The following is a 21458-nucleotide window of genomic DNA, read 5'->3' on the forward strand; positions in this document are numbered from 1 at the left end:
AGCGCCTATCCGACAGTCGCCAAGGGCTTCGCCTCGGCTTCGATCGGCTCCTCGTTCGGGGGAGGAGCCGGTTCGGCGGCGCGCGGCCGGCGGTAGGCCCACTGGAGCAACCCGAGTCCGAGCAGGCCCAGCAGCGCGGCCGGCAGGCTGATCCACCAGCCGGGTGGCCGCCAGCTCAGCACCAGCTCGGCATTGCCGGTGCCGCCCGGAATATCCAGGGCGACAAAGGTGCCCGCGACCGTGTGGACCGGGATATCGCGGCCGTCGAGGGTGGCGCGGTAGCCCGGCCAGGCCAGCCGTGCCAGCACCACACGGCCGCCCGTAGCCGAGCTCACCCGGATCCGGCTGGTCACGCTGTCGCGCGCCAGCGAGGTGGCGGTGGCGTGCTCGGCGGCGGCGATCAAGCCGTTGCGCTGGGAGATCGGGCCGCCGTCGCGCTCCAGCACCCAGATGTAGCGCTCGTGCCCGGGACAGTCGGTCCAGTGCCAGCCGGCGGGCGCCGGATGGTTCGGCGCGTCCGGATATTGTGTGCGCTGCAACACGATCCGGTCGACCTTCATCAGATCGACCGGCGCCAGACCGGTGGTGGTCTCGGGCGTGAAGACGCGCCGGAAGGCATCCGGGCAGGTGCTGCCGTCCCAGCCCATGCACAGCATGGCGCTGAACGCCGCATGGCCGATGGGCGTGTAGGCATTGACGTAATCCAGGCCCAGGTTCTTGGCGTAATTGCCGAAAGACAATGAGCCCCAGGCATTGCGGAGGTTCATCTCCTCCGGCCGGACCAGCGCGCGATCGGCCAATTGCAGGGTGACGCCGGGGAAGTCGGGGAAGGCGGCCGTCATCTCCGAGCGGCGTTCGGGGAAGTTGTAGGAGAGCGGGGTCGGTGGCGCGCCCAGCACCTGGAGGTAGGCGATCGGGAACATGGTGCCGATGACGAACGCGCACGCCGCGGCAATTCCCTTGCGGCGCACCAGCCATACGGCCGCGGCGCCGAGCAGCGTCACCGCCGATACCGCCAGCAGGTGCCATCCGGTCGAATCGGGTGCGGCCGAGCAGGATCGGATGAACAGCAGGCCGAGCAGCGCGGCGGCGGCCAGGACCCGCCGGCGCGAGGAGGCGAAAACGCCGTGGCGGCTGAGCAATACGCAGACCAGTACCAGCAGCGCCAGTGCGAGCATCGGCAGCACCCGCGCGGGCCAGCGCAGCGGGCCGATGCGCCCGGGGCCGGCGGTCCACATCAGCATGGCCGTCGCGAACAGCGCCACCCCGCTCAGCTCGCGCGCCGAACTCCGCGCCGCGCGCCAATCGATGAAAGCCAGCGCGGGGATGAGGAACCAGGCGATATAGACCATCGGCAGCGGTTGGATGTACCCCCACCAGCCGGTGAACGCCGGAACAGTACTGGGCAGGCTGGCATTCAGCGACTCCGACCAGGGCACGGTCAGGAACTGGTCATTCAGAATGCGTTCGTTGCCGCGCCAGGTGACGGGGGAGGAGAGCATGCTCGGCAGGTAGGTCGCCAGGCCCGCGAGCACCGCGCATCCCGCGGTGAGGGCGAGTCGCCACACGGGCGTCCAGCGGCGCTGGTAGACGAACTCGCCCACCATGACCGCGGCGATCATCAAACCGGATTCCACTGCGGGAAAGACGTATTGGACCGAGATGGCCAGGTACAGGAACACGAACACCGGGATCGGCCCGCCCCGGCCGCGCGCGTATCGCACCGCCGCCGCCCAGGCATGCAGCATCCAGGCCGTGCCGGTGAGGGAGGTGGCCCAGCTGGCCTCGTCGAAGAACAGGAACCAGCCCGAGAGCGGGAACGCGACCCCGGCGACCGCCGCCCAGGACGGCCGCGATCCGTAGGCCAGGCAGATCCGGAATACGCCCAGCCCGGCGATGATCGAGAAGATCAGCTTCACCACGGTGACGTAGGCGGCGAGGTTGTCGATCGAGGGCGCGATGAAATCCACCAGCAGCTGCGGTGGGTTGTAGATCCCGGCCTCCTCCATGGAGTAGTTGCCCGACATCCACTCCCAGGGCACCAGTGCCGGAAACCGCCCCTCCCGCAGCCGGCGGCCCAGCATCACCCACATCGGCCCGTACTGGGCTTCGGTGTCATCGGTGTAGAAGTGCCTGGGGTTGGCGAGCAGCACCGCCGCATACCCCGCGACCACCCCGGCAGCGCTGATCCCACCCCAGGTGAACCGTTCCCGACGCGATTCGTAGCTTGCGCTGATCACCACGAGATCGGAACCTACCCGATTGAAGCACTATGCAACAGTTGCTATCTGCATTCCTTTCGGAAGGGGAAGCGGCCGGGGCGTGTTGGGGTGCGGATGTCCGAAACGGCAGGATGGTGGGGATGAAGGGGGCGGACCGCACACGATGACGGAGGATTGATCATGGCGCGTCGAAACTCGGCTGCGGCCGGCGAATCCGTCGATTCCATTACCGACGCGCTGCTGACCGCCTCACGGCTGCTGGTCGCGCTCTCCGCCCGCTCCCTCGCCCACGCGGACGAATCCCTCACCATCCCGCAGTTCCGGACGCTGATGATCCTGTCCACCCGGGGGCCCGCCAAGATCGCCACGCTGGCCGGGCTCTTGAACGTGCAGCCCTCGACCGCGACCCGCATGGTCGATCGGCTGGTCACCGCGGGACTCATCGACCGGCAGCCCAATCCGCAGTCGCGGCGCGAACTCATCGTCGGGCTGACCGAACGTGGACGCGACACCGTCGAAGCGGTGACCTCCCGCCGCCGCCAGGAGATCGCGGCCGTGGTGGAGCGGATGCCGCCGGCCGATCGGTCCGGGCTGGTGAGCGCCCTGAACGCCTTCAGTGCGGCGGGTGGGGAGCTCACCGCGGAGACGCATATCGAGGGCTATCAGCTGTGAGACCGGATCAGGCGGCGTGGCCGATGTAGTTCACCGAACCGCCGATGGCCCCTTGGTTTTTCGGGCCGATCAAGGTGTCGATGAACTCGTGCTGGGCGCGCAGGCCCGACCGCGCCTGCCGGGCCCGCCAGCCGGGGAGCAGTATGCCCGCGCTCGAACGGGCCAGGTTGACCGGGAATTTGGCCACCGGGTACCAGGGCGGCATGTAGTCGGGCAGGCCCAGCTGACGCATGCGGCCGCGGCCGAGAAACGCGGTGCTGATCGAAAGATGCTGTGCCCAGGCGATTCTGCGGCGCAGACCGGTCAGGTGCTCGTAGTGCCAGGTGAGCGGGTCGTCGGCCATCGGGCGGGCCAGTTGGGCGCTGGTCTCGTCGGGGGCGGTGAGGGCGGCCAGGTAGTGGTAGAGCTGCCGGGTGGCGTCGATGAAGCCGTTCGGCAGGTAGCGCTCCTCGACGCCCATCACCCAGCCGACGTAGCGGGTCAGGTGGGCGATGGCGTCGAGCTCCTTGGGGGTGAACAGGTTTCCCATCATCATGCCGGTGAGCGCGGGGGCGAAGAGCGCGCCCAGCATGGTGACGGCCATATCGGTCTGGTTGACCGGGACGCCCCATTCCTCGGCGCGCCATTCGGGGCTCTTCGCGACGTGGCGGCGGACGAAGGTGTGGATCAGGCGGACGTGCAGGGTGGACCGGAAACCCTTGCCGCCCGGCCGCATTCCGCCGCCGTCGATGACATCCAGGGCCCAGCGCAGGGTTTCGGCGAAGCGCTGGCCGCCGCCGGTGGCGCCGCTCTTGCCGGTATTGGTGAGCAGCAGGGTCCGATTGATGCCGGAGGCCACGAAGCCGCCCAGGAACGGCACGTCGCGCGCCAGGTAGACCCCGTCCAGGCCGGCCGATTGGAAAGTCCGCTCACCCAGCGCGATTCGATCCCAGTCGACCCAGTCCGGCGGGGTCTCCATCCGGATGAAGAACTCGCGCAACGGTTGCGGGGCGTCCGGGACGCTGTCGATGCCGTGTGCCAGCGCCTGATCGAACAGCGGCCGCACCTTCCCCATGCCGGCCGTGTACATCCAGTCGACCAGGGCATCCATCGGCTCGTCGCCGACCGTCAGGGCGGTCCCGATGGACTCCCACTCGGCGTCGGTCGGCGCTTTGATGCCGAGCAGTTTGACCGCCGGTCCGAGAACCGGGACCTGCGCCCGTTCCCGGGGATGGCGGGTCGGAATGGAGTGGGTGCGCGTCATCGAGCAGCTCCTTTGCCACTCTGGTGAATCTCATCACCAGATATCTGGCAATAGTCTCTACCAGAATCCGGGGCGTGACAAGACCCGACTGAAAATCTCTCACTCACTCACGGGAGCGGATGGCCAACTGCGGATCGGTGGTCCGGGTGACGTCGTAACCCAGCAGCCGTTCGGCCTCCTCGATACCGCCTTGCAGATCGCCGACCGCGTTCATCTTCGACAGATCCAGGCCGATGGTGACCAGGGTGAGCGCGATCTCCGAAGACAGGCCGGTGATGATGACGCTCGCGCCCATCAGCCCGGACGCGTCGACGGTCTGCACCAGATGGTTGGCCACCGTCGAATCGATGGCGGGCACACCGGTGATATCGATGACCACCACCTTGGCGCGATTGGCGCGGATCGCCGAGAGCAGCTGCTCGGTGAGCTGCCGGGCGCGCTGACCGTCGAGCACGCCGATGATCGGCAGGATGAGCAGCTGCTCGCGCACCTGCAAGACCGGTGTGGAGAGTTCGCGAATGGCGTCCTGCTGCTGTCTGATGATGCGTTCGCGCTCCTCCACGAACGACACGCCCACCGTGTTCGCGATCCGGTTGGCCGCCGGTTCGTACACGTCCAGCACCTGGTTCAGCAGCTCGAAGTCGGTCTGATACTTCTCGAACAGGCTGCGCGCCAGTACATCTCGCAGCAACAGCACGATGCCGAGCACTTCGTCGGTCTCGACGCCCCGGGGAATGATGCGCTCGGACAGGTTGCGCGCGTAGTTCTGCAACGCCTCCACCGAACCGGTCTCCAGCACCTCGACGTAGTTGTCGTACACCGAGGTCGCCTCGGAGAAGATCTCGTCGTCGGTCATGGCCGTCAGCAACTTCGCATCGGTGATGCGCAGCGCCCACTTCTCCCGCAGCCCCGTCCGGTTCTGGCGTAGGTGATCGACGAGTTCGGCGAGCAATCCGGCTCGCACGGTTATCCCCCCGGCCTCGCGGAGTACATCGATGGAAGGCGGCATTTCCGACACGTCCGACATGGGGGTTCGTCTCTCTTCGGCGTCGCTCGCGATTTCACGACTGCGGTGGCATCGCCGAGCCACAGGGCTGCGCTCGGCGGAGAAGCACAGCACTGTGCTCGCAAAGTTGATTGTCGGCCACCGGCGCTCTGTGCTGAACGCAGGCCGCTCTCGGATCCCGGAGCAAATTCCTGGTCAGCGGCGGACAGTTGTGGATCGTAGTCCGGACCGCCCGCATCCGCCCAGGTTTCGATCGTGTCGCATTCCTCGCGTGTCGTGGACGCGGATCAGTGGAAGGAGTCCGGGTCGGCGGCGGTCCAGTCGGCGCGCCAGGTGGGTGGCGGATCTTCGAGCAGACGGCCCGGGGTCAGCCATTCGTAGAGTTCGGCATAGGACTTCATGACGGTGGGGGAGAGCTTCTTGCGCAGCAGGTGCGGGCCGAGGCCGGCGGGGTCGCGGACGCCCAGGGACGCCATCAGCTGGACCGCCTGCGCGACCGTCGCCTCTTGAAAACGCTGTGCGCGTAGGGCTTTGTCGGCGACGTCGAGGGCGCGGGTGCGGCGGGGGTCCTGGGTGGCCACGCCCACCGGGCATTTGTTGGTGTGGCAGCGCTGGGCTTGGATGCAGCCGATCGCCATCATCATGGCGCGGGCGGAATTGGTGTAGTCGGCGCCCTGGATCAGGCGTTTGACTATGTCGGTGCCGGTGGCGATCTTGCCGCTGGCGCCGATCCGGATCCGATCGCGCAGGCCGGTGGCGACCAGGGCGTTGTGCAGGGTCATCAGGCCGTCGGTGAGGGGAAGGCCGACATTGTCCTCGTATTCCAGTGGGGCGGCGGCGGTTCCGCCCTCGGCGCCGTCGACGATGATGAAATCCGGAGCGGTGCCTTCGGCGAGCATGGCCTTGCAGATGGCGAGCAATTCGACCCGGGAGCCGACGCAGAGTTTGAACCCGACCGGCTTGCCGTCGGACAACTCACGCAGCCGGCTCACGAATCCGATCAGCTCACGCGGGGTGCGGAAGGCCGAATGCGCCGATGGGCTGACGCATTTCGCGTCCATCGGCACGCCGCGATAGTCGGCGATCTCCCGGCTCACCTTCGCGGCCGGGAGTACCCCGCCCAGACCGGGTTTCGCGCCCTGGCTGAGTTTGATCGAGATGGCCTTGACCTGATCGTGAGCCGCCTTGTCCGCGAACTGATCCGGATCGAACGCGCCGTCCCCGGTCCGGGTGCCGAAATAGCCGGACCCGATCTCCCACACCACATCCGCCCCGCCCTCGAGGTGATAGGGCGTGAGCCCGCCCTCCCCGGTGTCGTGCGCGAACCCGCCCGCGGCCGCCCCGCGATTCAACGCCCGCAGCGCATTGCCCGACAGCGCCCCGAAACTCATCGACGAAATATTCAGCAGCGACATCGAATACGGCCGCGTGCAATCCGGGCCGCCGATGAGCACCCGCGGCGGCTGCTCGGGTTCGGCGACCGGCGCGACCGAATGCACCAGGTACTCGTACCCCACCCCGTCCAGGTCACGTTCGGTCCCGAACGACAGCTCCCCGTGAATCCCCTTGGCGCGCTCATAGATCATGGTCCGCACATCCCGGTCGAACGGCCGCCCGTCATAGTTTCGCTCGATGAAGTACTGCTGCAATTCCGGCCGCAGACTCTCCAGCAGATACCGCATATGCCCCAGCACCGGATAGTTCCGCAACACCGCGTGCTTGCGCTGCACCAGGTCGTACACCCCCACGCCCAGCAATGCGGCGATCAGCGCGATGGGTATCCACCACGCCCACGACCCGATCGCGGCGACCACCCCGAGCAACACCAATGCCACCGCGAGAAACCCGACGATGAAGAACCTGGACATTGCCGCGACCTCCCTCGGACCGAGCCTGACGGCTCCATGGTCCTACTCGATCGCGACTCACGGTGGGATGCTCCGAACCCCTTTTCATTTCGAGAGCACTGCTCTTGACTCAGTCCGCCGCTCATGAAACGCTGAGCGCAAATAGAGAGCACTGATCTCGGAGTAGTCATGATCATCGAAATCTGGCACGGCGCGAACCTCGCGCTGGCGTTCCTGCTGGAACTGGCCGCCTTCACCGCGCTGGGACTGTGGGGCGCGACCCAGGGTCGCCGCCCGGCAGCGAAAGTCCTGCTCGGCCTCACCGCGGCGCTGGCCGCCATGCTGCTCTGGGGTCTTTTCGCCGCCCCCGAAGCGACTTTCGCCGTCCCCGCCCTGGCGGTCCTCACCAAGCTCGCAGTCTTCGGGGGCGCGGCCCGGGCGCTGCATCGGTTCGGTCATGAGCGAGCCGCCGTGGCCTATCCGCTGCTGGTCCTGGCCAACCTCGCCATCATCCACTTCGCCTGGTAATGCCCGGCTTTCCCGTGCAAAACGGTGTTGAAGCGAAGATGTTTCACTAGTGTTCGCCTCGGTGGGGCGTCCGGCCCCCGAGAGGAAGTGAAGATCTCCATGGCAAAGCGTTCGATCGGCGCCGCTGCCGCAGTCGGTTTCGTGGCCCTGGCCGCACCGATGCTGCTGGCCGCCCCCGCCTCCGCGAGTGTCAGCGGTATCAAGGTCGAAGGGGCCACCGCGGGCTCCGACTGCCCGGTGGCGGGCACCTGCCGGATCAGCGTGCAGCTGTCCGGGTCCGATGCCGCCTCGCCGATCACCGTCAAGGTCGACGGCGTCACCATCGTGGACGCGCTGACCCCGGCGGGCAGCACGGCCACCATCGAATGGCAGCCGCCGGCCAAGGCCAAATACACGATCACCGTCACGCAGGGCGGCAAGACCGCTTCGCTCGAGGTCGGCGTGCCCGGGCGGGCGGAGTCCAATACCGGAGTTCCTTCCGGCATCACGGATTTGATCAAGCTGCTCACCGGTTCGGCGGGCTGACCGGCAAGGCGGGGGTACTCCGGTTCCGGATGTGCCCCCGCCGTGCTCGCCGGGGCGCACCCGCCCTGGGATCATGGCGGGATGGGCAACTGGCCGGAAACGCTCGGCGACGATGACAGCGCACGACCGCCGTTCCAGCCGGTGGCGGGGATGCGCGAGGTGCGGTTCGGCATCGCCGAGCTGAGCGCCGACGAGGAACGGCCGGGCGGCTGGTCGCTGCGGGTGAACGGCATCGCGCAGTCCTACGTCGACCTGGACGATCCCACCTTTCTGGAGCTGGAATACCTGCGCTACCTGGGCTACGTCGTCGATTCGATGGAACCGGCCACCGCGCCCCTGGACGTGGTGCACATCGGCGGTGGCGGCGGCACCTTCCCGCGCTATCTCTCCGCGGTGCGGCCCGGCTCCCGGCATCTGGTCATCGAGGCCGATGAGCGTTTGGCCGAATTCGTCGACGAGCGTCTGGGTTTGCGCTCGGTGCCGGGCGTCGAACTGCGCATCGGCGACGGCCTGATCGAGATCGTCACCCTGCCCGCCGCCTGCGCGGACCTGGTAGTTGCGGATGCGTTCGAAGGGCTTCAGATGGCGGCCGGCATCACCGGAGCCGATTTCACCGCCGAGGTGGCGCGGGTACTCCGCACCGAGGGCATCTATCTGCTGAACCTGGTCGGCACCCGGCACCATCTGGACGAGATCCACGCGGTCTTCCCGCACACCGCGCTGCTCGACGGCGACGTGTTCGCCGGCTACCGCGGCAACCAGGTCCTGGCCGCGAGCCGTTCACCCCTCCCACTCGAAGCGCTCGATCGGCAAGCGGCGCAAGCCGTCCCGCCATTTCGGGTTGCGGCCGGCCCGCAGATTCCGCGCGGCGACGAATTTCGGCGGGTTCGGGGGTCTTAATCAATCGAAGGCGCATTGCGCTCATCGGCAGTGACCCCCGCGAGGAGCAAGCTCATGAATCCGACCGCCACGCTCGCCGGTTCGTCGCTGGAACAGGCACTGACCGAGCTGCGCCGACCGCTGCTGGCCTACTGCTATCGAATGCTCGGGTCGCCGCTCGAAGCCGAGGACGCCGTGCAGGAGACGATGATGCGGGCCTGGCGTTCGGCGGGCGGGCTGGCCGACCCGGCGGGCTTGCGGCCGTGGATATATCGCATCGCCACCAATGTCTGCATCGACGCGACCACCGATCGGCGGCGGCGCGCCCTGCCCATGGACCTGGTCGCCGCCGCCGATCCGCGCGGCGAGCTGGGCGCGCCGCTGCCGGAATCGACCTGGGTGCAACCGTTTCCGAGCGCCATCGCGGCAACCGATCCCTCCGAGCAGGCGGTGGCGCGGGAATCGGTGCGGCTCGCCTTCGTCGCCGCCCTCCAGCATCTGCCGCCCCGCCAGCGCGCGGTGCTCATCCTGCGTGATGTGTTGTGCTGGCGCGCGGCCGAAGTCGCCGAACTGCTCGACACCAGCGCCGATGCCGTGAACAGCAGGCTGCGCCGGGCGCGCGCGGTGCTGGTGCAGGCGCGGCGGCGGAGCGGCGGCGCGGTCGATCCGATCGATACCGAGCTGCTCGGCCGCTATGTCTCCGCCTTCGAGCGCTTCGATATCGACGGCATCGTGGCACTGCTGCGGGCGGACGCGATCGTCGATATGCCGCCGGTGACGTTCTGGCTGCGGGGCCGGGAGGCGTTCCGGCACTGGCTCACGGTGTCCGACGCCGGACACCGGCGCAAACGTCTGATCCCGATCGAGGCGAACGGCTGCCCGGCCGCGGCGATCTACCGGGAGGCGGACGACGGCGAACTGCGCGCCTTCGCGATTCAGGTGCTGGTGTGCTCGGGCGGGCAGATCGAGCACCTGCACACCTTCCTGAATCCCGGATTGTTTCCCGTGTTCGGGCTGCCCGGGACGGTCGGCCCCCGGTAGTCCGGGAGCTCGAGCACCGCGGCGGCCGACCCGAAAGCCGGTGCGCAGCAGCGCGAATCGCGCGTGCCGACGAGTTTCCGCGGCGCGGCCGGTTGTGAATAGGCATGGTCAATCGAACACTCTCCCCGGCCGGCTCCTCCGGAGCGGCGGTGCGGAAACCCGGGGCGATTCTCGCGCTCATGTGCGGCGTCCAATTCATCATCACGCTCGACATCGCGATCGTGAACGTCGCGCTGCCATCCATCCAGGCCGATCTCGGGCTCGCCTCCGGCGACCTGCAATGGGTGGTCATCACCTATGTCCTGCTGCTCGGCGGCCTGCTGCTGCTCGGCGGGCGCGCCGGTGACCTGCTCGGCCGCCGCCGCATGCTGCTGACCGGGCTGGCGCTGTTCGCGACCGCCTCGCTCACCGCCGGACTCGCCGCTTCCTTCGCCCCGCTCGTCGCCTCCCGCGCGGTGCAGGGCATCGGCGCCGCGCTCGCCGCCCCGGCCGCCCTGGCCGTACTGGTCGCGACCTTCCCCGAGGGGGCGGCTCGCAACAAGGCGCTCGGCGTGTTCGGTGCGGCCGGCGGTAGCGCGGCATCGGTCGGCGTGGTGGTCAGTGGCGCGCTGACGGCGGGACCCGGCTGGCGGTGGATCTTCTTCATCAACGTCCCGATCGTGGTCGCCATGCTCGCCCTGATCGCGAAATACGTTCCCGCCGACCGCAAGACCCGGCGCGCGCCCTTCGATCTCACCGGCGCGCTCACCGTCACCGCGGGGCTCACCGCCCTCGTCTATGCCATCAGCAAGAGCGTCGACCGTGGCTGGACCGCACCCACCACGCTCGGCTTCCTGACCGCCGCGGCCGCCCTGCTGGCCATCTTCGTTCTGGTCGAGAACCGTTCGCCCGCACCGTTGGTCCCGTTGTCGATGTTCCGCCGCCCCACCCTCAATGCCGCGAATCTCGTTGCCGCACTGGTCTATGCGGCGTTCTTCGCCACCATCTTCCAAGCCTCGCTGCTCATGCAGCAGGTACTCGGCTACTCCGCCCTGCGCACCGGCGTCGCCTACCTCGCCATCGCCGCCACCGCCGTGGTCACCGCCGCCGGGGTCGCTCCGGTGCTGCTCGCCCGCTTGGGCGCGGGCTGGTGCCTGGTGCTGGCCCAGACCACCGCCGCGGCCGGACTCTGCTGGCTCGCGCGCATCCCGGCCCACGCCGCCTACTGGCCGGACCTGTTCCCGGGCTTCCTCGCGGTGGGGATAGGCGTCGGCCTGTCGCTGGTGTCGATCCAGGTCGCCGCCTTCATCGGAATCCCCGAAGACGTCAGCGGGCTCGCGGGTGGCATGGTCGAAACCGCCCGGGAGATCGGCGGCGCGCTGGGCACCGCCATTGTCGCGGCGGTCGCCATCGCGGTGGCCCGGGATTCCACCGGCGCCGCGGACATCGCGCGTACCGACGGCTTCCGGGCCGGATCCCTGGTCGCCGCGAGCTTCAGCGTGGTGGCCGCGCTCACCGCGCTGATCGTGGTCCGCCGGGCCGAAAGGTCTTCCCGGACAGCGGAGGTAGCTCGGTGATAACCGCGCTGCTCGGGGAGTAGCTCGCACGCCTGGAAAACAGAAATCCCGGCTCCGCCTGTCTGGGGGGATTGCCGGGATTTTCGTTGTGCGCGAGGCGGGACTTGAACCCGCACGTCCGAGGACACCAGAACCTAAATCTGGCGCGTATGCCAATTTCGCCACTCGCGCTGGTGGTACGACCGTCCAAACTTTACCGGGTCTAACGGGGATCGCGAAGCATCGGGCAGGCGTGGCGTACTGGTCGGTAACCCTACCAGCGATTATAACGATTTGATAAACCGCAATATGAGGGACCCTCACATTTCCTACAGCGGTGTAACCGCGCTCACCAGCGGGATCGAACATGAGGGAGGGTCATGTTTCGGAGGGTTCTGGTACTACCGTCCAGGAATACCCAGGGGTAGGTCACGAGGGGCGGACCAAACATGAGGAGATCCTCATGATTTTGTGGAATCCTCGCCATCTACCAGGGCCAGATGGCCGGAGGAACACCTGCGCACCGTGAGCGCGGCCCAGTCCTGAGGGGGCGGGCCGCCAGGAGAAGGAAGTCGAACGTCTTGACGATCAACGAGAGCACTGGAACCGGACCGAAGGCCAAGGTGGCGCGGAAGAGCCGGGAGAGTGGGGCCAGGTCGTCGCTGCTGGACCGGTTGCTGGGGGGTGCGCCGTACGCCCTCGCCTTCGGTGGACAGGGGGCGCAGTGGCTGACCGAGCTGGAGGAGATCGGGCGGGATTCCGCGCTGGAGCCGGAGCTGACCGCACTGGTCAACGAAGCCGCCCAGAAGCTGGAACCCGTTGCGTCGCAACTACTCGTGGTGCGTCCCGTCGGGTTCGACCCGATCGCCTGGATGCTCGAGGAAGAGATCGCCGACCCGGAGCAGGGGGAGGTGTCGGGAGCGCCGTCAGCGCAGGTGTTGCGCTCCGCGGCCGTCTCCATGCCCGGCGTGTTCCTGACCCAGGCCGCCGCGCTGCGCGCACTGCGCCTGCAAGGGCTGGACACCGCGGCGCACGCGCCCACCGCCGTCATCGGACATTCGCAGGGCCGGATCGCCGCCACCGCCGCCGAGGTGCACGGACAGCGTGATGCGGAGCTGCTGGCCATCGCCCAGCTCATCGGCGCCTCCGCCGGGCTCGTCGCCCGGCGTCGCGGGCTCATGCCGGTGGGGGAGAAGTCGCCCATGGTGGCGGTCTCCAATGTCGATCCCGAGCAGTTGCGCGAGGTCGTCGAGGCGGTCATGACCGGCGTCGCGCCGGAGAAGGCCGCCGTCGTCTCCATCCGCAACGGCCGCCGGCGCGCGGTGCTGAGCGGCCCGGTGGCCCAGCTCGATCGGGTCCGCCAGCGCTGCGCCGAGATCAATGCCGAGCAGGCCGCGGAACGCGACGCCAAGCAGCGCGGCGGTGCGGTCTTCGCGCCGGTATTCGAGGACATCCCGGTCGAGGTCGCCTTCCACCACCCGGCGCTGGCCGAGACCGTCGAACTGGTCAAGGGCTGGGCGCAGCAGTGCGGCCTGGACGCCGAACTGGCCGCGAGCCTCACCCAGGAAGTGCTCGTCGATCCGATCGACTGGGTCGCCATCGTGGATCGGACGGTTTCCGAAGGCGCGCAGTGGATTCTGGACCTCGGCCCCGGTGATCTGCTCTCCCGCCTCACCTCCGGTTCGCTCAAGGGCACCGGCGTCGGCGTGCTCGCCGCCTCCACCCGCAGCGGCCAGCGCAGCCTGTTCACCCCGGGCGCGGCCCCCGAAGTCGCCCCCGCCTGGTCCGAATTCGCGCCCAAGCCGGTGCGCCTGCCCAACGGCCGCGTCGTCGTCGAGACCACCTTCACCAAGCTCACCGGCCGGTCCCCGATCCTGCTCGCCGGCATGACCCCCACCACCGTCGACGCGAAAATCGTTGCGGCCGCGGCCAATGCGGGCCACTGGGCCGAACTCGCCGGCGGCGGCCAGGTCACCGAGCAGATCTTCGCCGATCGCGTGGAAGAGCTGAAGAAGCTGCTGCACCCGGGTCGCGCCGTGCAGTTCAACTCGCTCTTCCTGGACCCGTACCTGTGGAAGCTTCAGCTCGGCGGCAAGCGCCTGGTGCAGAAGTCCCGTTCCGCCGGTGCGCCTTTCGACGGCGTCATCGTCACCGCCGGCATCCCGGAGCTCGAGGAAGCCGTCGCGCTCATCGAGGAGCTGACCGAGGTCGGCATCACCCACGTCGCCTTCAAGCCCGGCACCGTCGCCCAGATCCGGGCCGTGCTGCGCATCGCCGACGCGGTCCCCGGCTACCCGGTGATCATGCACATCGAGGGCGGTCGCGCCGGCGGGCACCACTCCTGGGAAGACCTGGACGACCTGCTGCTGGACACCTACGCCGAACTGCGCGGCCGCGACAATGTGATCGTCTGCGTCGGCGGCGGCATCGGCACGCCCGAGCGCGCCACCGAATACCTCACCGGCACTTGGTCGCAGCGGCACGGCTACCCGGTCATGCCCCTGGACGGCGTCCTGGTCGGCACCGCCGCCATGGCCACCCTGGAGGCCACCACCGCGCCCGAGGTCAAGCAGCTGCTGGTGGACACCCCCGGCACCCCGGACTGGGTCGGTGCGGGCACCGCGTCCGGCGGAATGGCCTCCGGCCGTTCGCAGCTGGGCGCCGACATCCACGAGATCGACAATGCCGCTTCCCGCACCGGCCGACTGCTGGACGAGGTCGCCGGTGACGCCGATGCCGTGGCCGAGCGCCGCGACGAGATCATCGAAGCCCTCAACGGCACCGCCAAGCCGTACTTCGGCGATGTCGCCACCATGACCTACCTGGAGTGGCTGGAGCGCTACGTCGAGCTGGCCGTGGGCCTGGACCGCCGCAAGGACTTCGACTGCGGCGGCGACTTCTCCGATGCCATCGCCGACGCCACCAAGTCGGTGTGGCTGGACATCACCTGGCGCGACCGGTTCGCGGAGATGGTGCGGCGCACCGAATCCCGCCTCAACCCGGCCGACCGCGGCGAGATCCCGACGCTGTTCGCCGAGGATGCCGCGTTCGAGACCCCGGTCAAGGCCATCTGCACGCTGAAGGAGCAGTACCCGGCCATCGCGTCCGCCGTGCTGCACCCGGCCGATGTGCCGTTCTTCGTGTCGCTGTGCAAGATTCCGGGCAAGCCGGTCAATTTCGTGCCCGTGGTGGATCAGGACGTGCGCCGCTGGTGGCGTTCGGATTCGCTGTGGCAGGCCCACGATCCGCGCTACACCGCCGATCAGGTGTGCATCATTCCGGGCACCGTGGCCGTCGCCGGCATCACCCGGGTGGACGAACCGGTCGGTGAACTCCTCGACCGCTTCGAACAGGACACCGCCTACTCCCTGGTCCGCGCGGGCGTCGTCCCGGCCGCCGTCGACGGTCGCCGCCGCGCCGCCGTCGCGAACGGCCTGCTGGACATCGTGCTCGCCGCACCGGATGTGAACTGGGCCGGGCGCACCACCGTCAACCCGATCCATCGCCTGGGCGACCTCGGCGAATGGATCATGAACGGCAAGGGCGCGATTCACCCGCCCACTGGCGCCACGCTCGCCGCCACCGAAGGCCCCGAGACCGACCACGCCTACGTGGAATTGACCGTCCCGCTGCTGGGCAAGGACGCGGTCCGCATCCGCATCACCGTGCCCGTCTCGGTGTACAACGGCGGCGCGCCGGTCATCACCGAAGGCGATGCCGAAGCCGCCATGACCGCGCTGCTGGCCGTCGCGGCCGGACAGTCGCTGCCCGAGGTCAAGACCATCGACGGCACCCAGGTCGCGCACGTGAACCTGGCGTGGAACCCGGACCTGGTCGCCGACCACGCCGGCGTCACCGGCTCCGGCCTGCCCGACAACCTCAGCACCAACGGCCGCACCGTGCCGGACGTGCTCGTGGGCGCTTGCTGGCCCGCCGTTTTCGCGGTGCTGGGCGCTACCCGCACCGCCGACTCGGGCAGCGTCATCGAGGGCATGCTCGACCTGGTGCACCTCGATCACCAGATCCAGCTGCTGGGTGAGCTGCCGAGCGCGCACGCCGTGCTCGCGGTGCGCGCCGAAGCCGCCGGGGTCACCGACACCGATCTGGGCCGCGTCGTCGAGGTCAAGGTCACCGTCGGCGTCATGCGCGACCACGGGCTGAACACCCCGGCCGTGGCAACCCTGGTGGAGCGCTTCGCGATTCGCGGCCGCACCGGCACCGGTGAGCTCACCGATCCGCCGCGCGCCGCCGGATCGCTGTCGGCGCAGGCCACCGACACCCCGCGTCGCCGGCGCCGGGACGTCACCATCCAAGCCCCGCGCGCCATGGCCGCGTTCGCGCAGGTGTCGGGTGACTTCAACCCGATCCACACCTCCGACAACGCCGCCAAGCTGGCCGGGCTGGGCAGCCCGATCGTGCACGGCATGTGGCTCTCCGCCGCTGCGCAGCACGCGGTTTCGGCCATCGATCTGAGCGACAAGGTGCCGCCGCGCACCGTCACCGCCTGGACCACCCGCTTCCTCGGCATGGTGCGCCTGGGCGCGCAGATCGATGTGCGGGTGGAGCGGGTCGCGGTCGACGCGGGCACCGAGATCATCGAGGTCTCCTGCCGCATCGACGGCGATCTGGTGATGACCGGCACCGGGCGCATCGCCGCGCCGAAGACCGTCTACGCCTTCCCGGGGCAGGGCATTCAGGCCAAGGGGATGGGCCTGGACGCACGCACCCGCTCCAAGGCCGCCAAGCAGGTCTGGGACGAGGCCGACAAGCACACCCGCGAGGCCCTCGGCTTCTCGATTCTCGCTGTGGTGCGCGACAATCCGACCTACCTCAAGGCGCGCGGCGTCGAATACCGGCACCCGCAGGGCGTGCTGCACCTGACCCAGTTCACCCAGGTCGCGATGGCCACCCTCGGGGTGGCGCAGGTCGCCGAACTGCGGGAGGCCGGTGCGTTCATCGAAGGCGCGATGCTGGCGGGCCACTCGGTCGGTGAGTACAACGCGCTGTCGGCCGTCGCGGGCGTGCTGCCGCTGCACGCGGTGCTCGAGGTCGTGTTCCAGCGCGGCTCCGCCATGCACGAGCTGGTGCCCCGGGATGCCCAGGGCCGCAGCGACTATCGCATGGCCGCCATCCGGCCCTCGCAGATCGGCATCGCCGACGACGAGGTGATCGGCTGGGTCAAGGGCATCGGCGACGCGGCCGGGGAGTTCCTGGAGGTCGTCAACCTCAACCTGCGCGGCGCGCAGTACGCCATCGCGGGCACCGTGAAGGGTCTCGAGGCGCTCGAGGTCGAGATCGAGCGGCTGCGGGCGCAGACCGGCGGCAAGCGGGCCTTCGTGGTCATCCCGGGCATCGACGTGCCGTTCCACTCCACCGTGCTGCGGGCGGGCGTGCCGGACTTCCGGGACAAGCTCAAGGGTCTGCTGCCCGACGATCTGCACCCGGAAGTGCTTGTCGGACGCTACATTCCGAACCTGGTGCCGCGCCTGTTCAACCTGGAGCGCGACTTCATCCAGGAGATCGCCGACCTGGTGCCGTCCGAGCCCCTCGCAGAGGTGCTCGCGAACTTCGACGAGTGGGCCGCCAAGCCGGTCGAGCTGTGCCGCGTGGTGCTCGTCGAGCTGCTGGCCTGGCAGTTCGCCAGCCCGGTGCGCTGGATCGAGACCCAGGATCTGCTGTTCACCGATGTCGAGCACGGCGGGCTGGGGGTGGAGCGGTTCGTCGAAATCGGTTTGGCCGCAACGCCTACCGTCGCTAACCTGGCGTCGAACACGCTGAAGCTGCCGCAGTTCTCGAACACGGTGGTCGAGGTGCTGAACATCGAGCGTGAGTCCGGCATCGTGTACGCCACCGATACCGATCCCGCGCCGGTGGAGGAGCCGGAGGAGACTCCTGCCGAAACCCCCGGTGCCGCAGCGGCTCCCGCTGCTGCCGCCGCCCCGGTTGCCGTGGCGACCGGTGGGCCGGCCCCCGACGACATCGCCTTCGCCGCCGCCGACGCCACCCGCGTGCTCATCGCGCTCTGGACCAAGCTGCGGATGGATCAGATCGGCCCGGTGGACACCATCGAGGGCCTCTGCGACGGCGTCTCCTCGCGGCGGAACCAGCTGCTCGTCGACCTCGGTGCGGAGCTCTCGCTCGGCGCCATCGACGGTGCGGCCGACGCCGATATGGGTGCGCTGTCCAATACGGTCGATCGCCTGGCCCGCACCTACAAGCCGTTCGGGTCGGTGCTCTCCGATGCCATCGGCGATCACCTGCGCAAGGTGTTTGGCCCGTCCGGTAAGCGGCCCGGCGCCATCGCCGATCGGGTCAAGAAGGTCTGGGGTCTGGGCGACGGCTGGGCCAGCCACGTCACCGCCGAGGTCTCGCTCGGCACCCGCGAAGGCGCTTCCGTCCGCGGCGGCGACCTGGGTGGCCTGGTCTCCGGTGGCCTGAACGACGGTGCGGCCGTCGACAATGCGATCGACGCGGCCGTGCAGGCCGTCGCCGCTCGCCGGGGCATCGCGGTCTCCATGCCGTCCGCCGGTGGCGGTGGCGGCGCGACCGTCGACGCCGCGGCGCTGGGCGAGTTCACCGAGCAGATCACCGGCCGCGACGGCGTGCTGGCGCAGGCCGCCCGGGTGATCCTGGAATCGCTGGGCCACGCCGAGCAACTCTCCGCGCCGGAGGCCACCGACAACTCGCTCATCGATCTGGTCTCGGCCGAATTGGGTTCGGACTGGCCGCGTCTCGTCGCGCCCGCCTTCGACGCCCGCAAGGCCGTGCTCATCGACGACCGGTGGGCCTCGGCCCGCGAGGATCTGGCCCGGCTGTGGCTGGGCGAGGACACCGCGCTCGCCGACTTCGCGGTCGACGGCTTCACCGGAGCCGGGGAAGCCGTTGCCACGCAGGCGAACTGGTGGCGCGAGCGCGCCAAGAGCGAAGCCCGCTCGGTACTGGCCGGGGTCTACGGCAGCATCGCCGAGGCCGCCCTGTCGGCCGCGGAGCCGGGTGCCTGGTCCTCCGATATCGCCGTGATCACCGGCGCCAGTAAGGGTTCCATCGCGGCGGCGGCCACCGGGCGACTGCTCGGCGGCGGCGCGACCGTCATCGTCACCACCTCCAAGCTCGACGATGCCCGCCTGAGCTTCTACAAGAAGCTGTACCGCGAGAACGCCCGCAACGGCGCCGCGCTGTGGGTGGTGCCCGCGAACATGGCCTCCTACAGCGATATCGACGCCCTCATCGAATGGGTCGGCAACGAACAGGTCGACAATGCCGGTGGCGCGAAGGTGCTCGTCAAGGAGGCGATGACCCCCACGCTGCTGATGCCGTTCGCCGCGCCCCGCGTGGCCGGTGACCTCGCCGACGCCGGCGCCCGCGCCGAAATGGAGATGCGGGTCCTGCTGTGGTCGGTGGAACGGCTCATCGGCGGGCTCTCCGTCCTGGGCGCGGACCACGACGTGGACGCCAAACTGCATGTGGTGCTGCCGGGTTCGCCCAACCGCGGACTCTTCGGCGGTGACGGCGCGTACGGCGAGTCCAAGGCCGCGCTCGACGCCGTGGTCGCCAAGTGGCGCGCCGAGAAGTCCTGGGCGCAGCGGGTCACCCTGGTGCACGCGCTGATCGGCTGGGTGCGCGGCACCGGGCTGATGGGCCACAACGATCCGCTGGTCGAGGCCGTCGAGGCGGCCGGGGTGCAGACCTGGTCCACCCAGCAGATGGCCGACGAGCTGCTCAAGTGGTGCACCTCGCGGGCTCGCGTGGTGACCGCTTCGGGTCCGCAGCAGATCGACCTGACCGGTGGATTGGCCAATGCCAAGCTGGATCTCGCCGCGCTCGCCAAGGGTGCGCACGCCGAGGCCGAGGAAGCGGAGGCCGCGAAGGTCGAGAGCGACGTCGCCACCATCGCGGCGCTGCCGGCCCCGCCGACCCTCTCCTCCAAGCTGCCCACCCCCGAATGGGGTTCGGTCACCGCCGATCTCGACGATATGGTCGTCATCGTCGGCGCGGGCGAGCTCGGCCCCTACGGTTCGGCGCGCACCCGCTTCGAGGTCGAGGTCTCCGATGAGCTCTCCGCCGCGGGCGTGCTGGAACTCGCGTGGAGCACCGGCCTGGTCACCTGGGAGAACGAGCCCAAGCCGGGCTGGTACGACACCGAATCCGGTGAGTACGTGGACGAATCGGAGCTGGCCGAGCGCTACCACGACACCGTGGTCGAACGCTGCGGCGTGCGGCGCTACGGCGACGACGGCGCGATGATCGACAATGCGATTCCGCTGCTGACTTCGGTGTTCCTCGACAAGGACCTGTCCTTCGTGGTGAACAGCGAGGCCGAGGCCCGCGCGTTCTACGCCTCCAACCCGGAGCAGACCGTCATCACGCCGGTCGAGGGTGCGGGCGACTGGCAGGTGACGCGTAAGGCGGGCACCGAGATTCGGGTGCCGCGCAAGACCAAGCTGTCGCGCTTCGTGGGCGGCCAGATCCCCACCGGCTGGGATCCCACCAAGTGGGGCATCTCCGCCGATATGGCCTCCTCGGTGGATCGGGTGGCGCTGTGGAACATCGTCTGCACCGTGGACGCGTTCCTGTCCTCCGGTTTCAGCCCCGCCGAGCTGATGAGCTGGGTGCACCCGGCCATGGTCGCCAACACCCAGGGCACCGGTATGGGCGGCATGTCCTCGATGCGCTCGCTCTACATCGACAACCTGCTCGGTGAACCGCGCGCCAACGACATCCTCCAGGAGGCGCTGCCCAACGTCGCTCTGGCGCATGTGGTTCAGAGCTACGTCGGCTCCTACGGCGGCATGATCCACCCGGTCGCCGCCTGCGCGACCGCGGCGGTCTCCGTCGAAGAGGGCGTGGACAAGATCAAGCTGGGCAAGGCCGATCTGGTGGTGGCCGGTGGCTACGACGATCTCGGCATCGAAGGCATCGTCGGCTTCGGCGATATGTCCGCGACCGCCGACTCCGCCGTCATGGCGGGCAAGGGCATCAGCGACCGCTACTTCTCCCGCGCCAACGATCGCCGCCGCGGCGGCTTCGTCGAATCGCAGGGCGGCGGAACGGTTCTCCTGGCCCGCGGCTCGGTGGCCCTCGAAATGGGCCTGCCGGTCCTGGGTGTCGTCGCCTACGCCCAGTCCTTCGCCGACGGCGTGCACACCTCGATTCCGGCTCCGGGCCTCGGCGCCCTGGGCGCGGGTCGCGGCGGCCCGGAGTCGCGTCTGGCCAAGGAACTCGCCAAGCTCGGCGTCACCCCGGACGAGATCGCCGTGGTCTCCAAGCACGACACCTCCACGGCGGCAAACGATCCCAACGAATCCGAGCTGCACGAACGCCTGGCCACCGCCATCGGCCGCTCGGAAGGCGCACCCCTGTTCGTCATCTCGCAGAAGACCCTCACCGGTCACGCGAAGGGCGGCGCGGCAGCCTTCCAGATGATCGGCCTCTGCCAGGTCCTCGAACAGGGCGTCATCCCGCCGAACCGCAGCCTCGACTGCGTCGACGAGAAGATGCGGGCCTACCCCCACCTGGTCTGGCTCCGCGAATCCCTGAAGGTAGGAGACCGCTTCCCCCTCAAAGCCGGCCTCGTCACCTCCCTCGGCTTCGGCCACGTCTCCGGCCTGGTAGCCATCGTGCACCCCCAGGCCTTCGTGGAAGCCATCACCGACGCCGAACAGCGCGAGACCTACCAGCGCCGTGCCGAAGAGCGCCAGCTCGCCGGCCGCCAGCGCCTCACCGAAGCCATGTGCGGCGGCGCCCCGATGTACGAACGCCCCGCCGACCGCCGCCTCGGCGGCGACGGCACCCCGGCCGAGAAGTCCCGCCAGCTCGAGGCCGATGTCCTGCTCAGCCAGGCCGCCCGCCTGGGTACCGGCGCGACCTACGTGTCGGTTCCCAAGGGCCCGGCCTGCCAGTAGGTCGAAGTAGCTGGGCGGGCCCGCGTGTCAACGCGGGCCCGCCCCTTCTTTTCCCGGG

The 21458-nt window shown here is 69.2% G+C and carries 11 protein-coding genes and 1 tRNA gene; 7 read left to right on the forward strand and 5 right to left on the reverse strand.

The features are described 5' to 3' along the window. Window positions 1-5 precede the first annotated feature (5 nt). Window positions 6-2243: a hypothetical protein gene (locus NI1_RS31740; RefSeq protein WP_084524073.1), complete on the reverse strand. Its 2238-nt coding sequence runs from the start codon at window positions 2241-2243 to the stop codon at window positions 6-8. A gap of 159 nt (window positions 2244-2402) precedes the next feature. Between NI1_RS31740 and NI1_RS31745 the strand changes: the two genes are divergently transcribed. Further along, the gene (locus NI1_RS31745) at window positions 2403-2894 is read left to right on the forward strand and encodes a MarR family winged helix-turn-helix transcriptional regulator (protein ID WP_067829167.1); all 492 of its coding nucleotides are present in this window, start codon (window positions 2403-2405) and stop codon (window positions 2892-2894) included. A 7-nt stretch (window positions 2895-2901) separates the two neighbouring features. Here the strand turns inward: NI1_RS31745 and NI1_RS31750 are convergent, their stop codons facing one another. The 3 genes from NI1_RS31750 to NI1_RS31760 all read right to left on the reverse strand — a co-directional run bounded on the left by NI1_RS31750 (window position 2902) and on the right by NI1_RS31760 (window position 7011). Beyond that, window positions 2902-4137 carry an oxygenase MpaB family protein gene (locus NI1_RS31750; RefSeq protein WP_067828388.1) on the reverse strand — a complete coding sequence of 412 codons (1236 nt, stop codon included), beginning with the start codon at window positions 4135-4137 and terminating at the stop codon, window positions 2902-2904. 103 nt (window positions 4138-4240) lie between these two features. Then, window positions 4241-5146, reverse strand: a complete 906-nt coding sequence (locus tag NI1_RS31755) for an STAS domain-containing protein (RefSeq protein ID WP_245663523.1) — start codon at window positions 5144-5146, stop codon at window positions 4241-4243. A gap of 284 nt (window positions 5147-5430) precedes the next feature. Next, the gene (locus tag NI1_RS31760; protein WP_067828393.1) at window positions 5431-7011 is read right to left on the reverse strand and encodes an FMN-binding glutamate synthase family protein; all 1581 of its coding nucleotides are present in this window, start codon (window positions 7009-7011) and stop codon (window positions 5431-5433) included. 168 nt (window positions 7012-7179) lie between these two features. Here NI1_RS31760 and NI1_RS31765 point away from each other — a divergent pair, with 168 nt between their 5' ends. From NI1_RS31765 to NI1_RS31785, 5 genes are all read left to right on the forward strand, one after another. Then, the gene (locus tag NI1_RS31765; protein WP_067828396.1) at window positions 7180-7518 is read left to right on the forward strand and encodes a DUF2568 domain-containing protein; all 339 of its coding nucleotides are present in this window, start codon (window positions 7180-7182) and stop codon (window positions 7516-7518) included. Window positions 7519-7617: 99 nt separating this feature from the next. Further along, window positions 7618-8043 carry a hypothetical protein gene (locus NI1_RS31770; RefSeq protein WP_157535443.1) on the forward strand — a complete coding sequence of 142 codons (426 nt, stop codon included), beginning with the start codon at window positions 7618-7620 and terminating at the stop codon, window positions 8041-8043. An 81-nt stretch (window positions 8044-8124) separates the two neighbouring features. Next, entirely contained in the window at window positions 8125-8943 is an 819-nt protein-coding gene (locus NI1_RS31775) for a spermidine synthase (RefSeq protein ID WP_084524074.1), read from the forward strand. 30 nt (window positions 8944-8973) lie between these two features. Then, entirely contained in the window at window positions 8974-9963 is a 990-nt protein-coding gene (locus NI1_RS31780; protein ID WP_281179520.1) for an RNA polymerase subunit sigma-70, read from the forward strand. A gap of 104 nt (window positions 9964-10067) precedes the next feature. Next, window positions 10068-11519 carry an MFS transporter gene (locus NI1_RS31785; protein WP_067828404.1) on the forward strand — a complete coding sequence of 484 codons (1452 nt, stop codon included), beginning with the start codon at window positions 10068-10070 and terminating at the stop codon, window positions 11517-11519. Window positions 11520-11608: 89 nt separating this feature from the next. On the opposite strand, the gene NI1_RS31790 is transcribed toward NI1_RS31785, so the two are convergent. Next, a tRNA-Leu gene (locus NI1_RS31790) sits at window positions 11609-11690 on the reverse strand. Between the two features lie 389 nt (window positions 11691-12079). On the opposite strand from NI1_RS31790, the gene NI1_RS31795 reads away from it, so the two are divergent. Next, window positions 12080-21400 (forward strand): type I polyketide synthase, encoded by a 9321-nt coding sequence (locus tag NI1_RS31795; RefSeq protein WP_067828407.1) that lies wholly within the window; start codon window positions 12080-12082, stop codon window positions 21398-21400. Window positions 21401-21458 lie beyond the last annotated feature (58 nt).

It is taken from the genome of Nocardia inohanensis NBRC 100128 (genome assembly GCF_001612945.1).
In the GTDB taxonomy this organism is placed as follows: Bacteria; Actinomycetota; Actinomycetes; order Mycobacteriales; family Mycobacteriaceae; genus Nocardia; species Nocardia inohanensis.

Coding starts and splice junctions, on each gene's coding strand:
- NI1_RS31765 (WP_067828396.1), top strand. CDS start 7,180: ATGATCATCGAAATCTGGCACGGCGCGAACCTCGCGCTGGCGTTCCTG.
- NI1_RS31775 (WP_084524074.1), top strand. CDS start 8,125: ATGGGCAACTGGCCGGAAACGCTCGGCGACGATGACAGCGCACGACCG.
- NI1_RS31745 (WP_067829167.1), top strand. CDS start 2,403: ATGGCGCGTCGAAACTCGGCTGCGGCCGGCGAATCCGTCGATTCCATT.
- NI1_RS31755 (WP_245663523.1), bottom strand. CDS start 5,146: ATGCCGCCTTCCATCGATGTACTCCGCGAGGCCGGGGGGATAACCGTG.
- NI1_RS31770 (WP_157535443.1), top strand. CDS start 7,618: ATGGCAAAGCGTTCGATCGGCGCCGCTGCCGCAGTCGGTTTCGTGGCC.
- NI1_RS31760 (WP_067828393.1), bottom strand. CDS start 7,011: ATGTCCAGGTTCTTCATCGTCGGGTTTCTCGCGGTGGCATTGGTGTTG.
- NI1_RS31750 (WP_067828388.1), bottom strand. CDS start 4,137: ATGACGCGCACCCACTCCATTCCGACCCGCCATCCCCGGGAACGGGCG.
- NI1_RS31785 (WP_067828404.1), top strand. CDS start 10,068: ATGGTCAATCGAACACTCTCCCCGGCCGGCTCCTCCGGAGCGGCGGTG.